2 protein-coding genes are annotated in these 1,805 nt (G+C 80.1%); both read left to right on the forward strand.

The window, feature by feature from the left end:
- Positions 1-410: NAD(P)/FAD-dependent oxidoreductase (locus MY520_RS27815; protein WP_436695937.1), on the forward strand; the 410-nt coding region annotated here is incomplete at its 5' end.
- Between the two features lie 29 nt (positions 411-439).
- Positions 440-1,805: BREX system ATP-binding domain-containing protein (locus tag MY520_RS27820; protein WP_436695938.1), on the forward strand; the 1,366-nt coding region annotated here is incomplete at its 3' end.

The raw sequence follows: 1,805 nt of genomic DNA on the forward strand, positions 1-1,805 counted from the left end.
GCCCGCTCGGCCCCGGGCTCGCCGCGGCCCGGCGGGTGGGCGGCGTCCGGCACGTGCGCGGCGTCCCCGGCCGGCTGCGGCACCCGTTCGGGCCGGGCTGGGCGCTGGTCGGCGACGCCGGCTGCTGGAAGGACCCGCTGTCCACCCACGGCATCACCGCCGGCCTGCGCGACGCCGAGCTGCTCGCCCGCGCCGTCCTCGCCGCGCCGCGGCCCGGCCGCGCCCAGCTGGCCGCGCTGGCCGGGTACGCCGCGTCCCGCGACGCGCTCTCGCTGCCGATGCTGCGGGTGGTCGAGCAGATCGCCGCGCACGACTGGGACCTGCCCCGCATCCGCGCGCTGCTCATGGAGCTGTCCTCGGCGATGGTCGACGAGATCGAGCTCCTGACGGCCCTGCCTCCGGCCGCCTGACCGGTCTAGGGTCCCCCGGGGGTGGTGGGATGGACGCCCACGAGCTGCGGATCGACCTGCTCGGCGGCTTCCGGGTCGTGGTGGACGGCATCCCCGTGCCCGACGACCGGTGGCGGCGCCGCTCGGCCGCCGCCCTGGTCGCGCTGCTCGCGCTCGCCCCCGGCCACCGGCTGGTGCGCGACCGGGTCCTCACCGCGCTGTGGCCGGACCTGACCGCGGCGGACGCCGCGCCCCGGCTGCACAAGGCCGCCCACTACGCCCGCCGCTGGACGGGGACCCCGTCCGCGCTGGTGCTCGCCGGGGACGCCGTCGCGCTGTTCCCCGACGCCCGGGTGACGGTCGACGCGCTGCGGTTCGAGGAACACGGCCGGGCGGCGCTGGCCGCGCACGATCCCGCGGCGGCCGCCGCGGCCGCCGACGGCTACGCCGGCGACCTGCTGCCCGACGACCTCTACGCCGCCTGGACCGAGGAGCCGCGCGAGCGCCTGCGCCTGCTGCACCTGGACCTGCTGCGCCTGGCCGGGCGGTGGGCCGACGTCCTCGCCGTCGACCCCGCCGACGAGCAGGCACACGTGGCCGTGGCCCGGCAGCTGGCCGAGGGCGGCGACCGGGCTGCCGCCCTGCGCCAGTTCGAGCGCCTGGAACGGGCGCTGCGCCAGGAGCTCGGCGTGGGGCTCGGCCGGGAGGCGGCCCGGTTCCGCGCTGAGCTGCTCGCCTCCGGGACGGCCGCCGCGCCCCGGGAGGGCGGGGACGCGGTGGTGGGCCGGGAGGACGAGCTGACGTGGATCCGCTCCGCCCTGGACGCGGTGCGGCGGGGCACCGGCCGGGTGCTGTTCGTCAGCGGGCCCGCCGGCGTCGGCAAGACCACCGTCCTGGCCGCCCTGGAGCGGGATGCGGCCCGCGCCGGCATGCGGGTGGGCACCGGGCTGGCCGCGCGGATCGACGGGGCGTGGCCGTACGCCCCGGTGCTGGAGGCGCTGGCCGACCTGTGCCGCCGGCACCCCGCCCTGCTCGACGGTCTCGACGACGCCCTGCGGGCGGAGATCGAGCGCGCGCTCACCGGCGGCGGGGGCAGCTGGGACGGCCGGGTCGGGCACCAGCGGCTGTTCGTCGCGGTGGCCGAGCTGCTCCGGCTGGCGGCCGCCGGCACCGGCGCGGTGCTGGTCGTGGACGACGCGCACGAGGCCGACGAGGGCTCCCTGCGGCTGCTGCACTTCCTCTCCCGCGCCACGCTCGGCGACCGGGTCGCCGTGGTCCTCGCCCACCGCCCCGTCCCCGGCGGCGCGCTGGCCGACGTGCGCAGCAACCTGGCCGGCCGGGGCGCCGCGGCGACCCTCGACCTGCGCCCCCTGCGACCGGCCGACGCGCTCGCCCTGGCCCGCCGGCACGCCCCGG

Source organism: Geodermatophilus sp. CPCC 205506 (assembly GCF_051383635.1).
GTDB lineage: Bacteria > Actinomycetota > Actinomycetes > Mycobacteriales > Geodermatophilaceae > Geodermatophilus.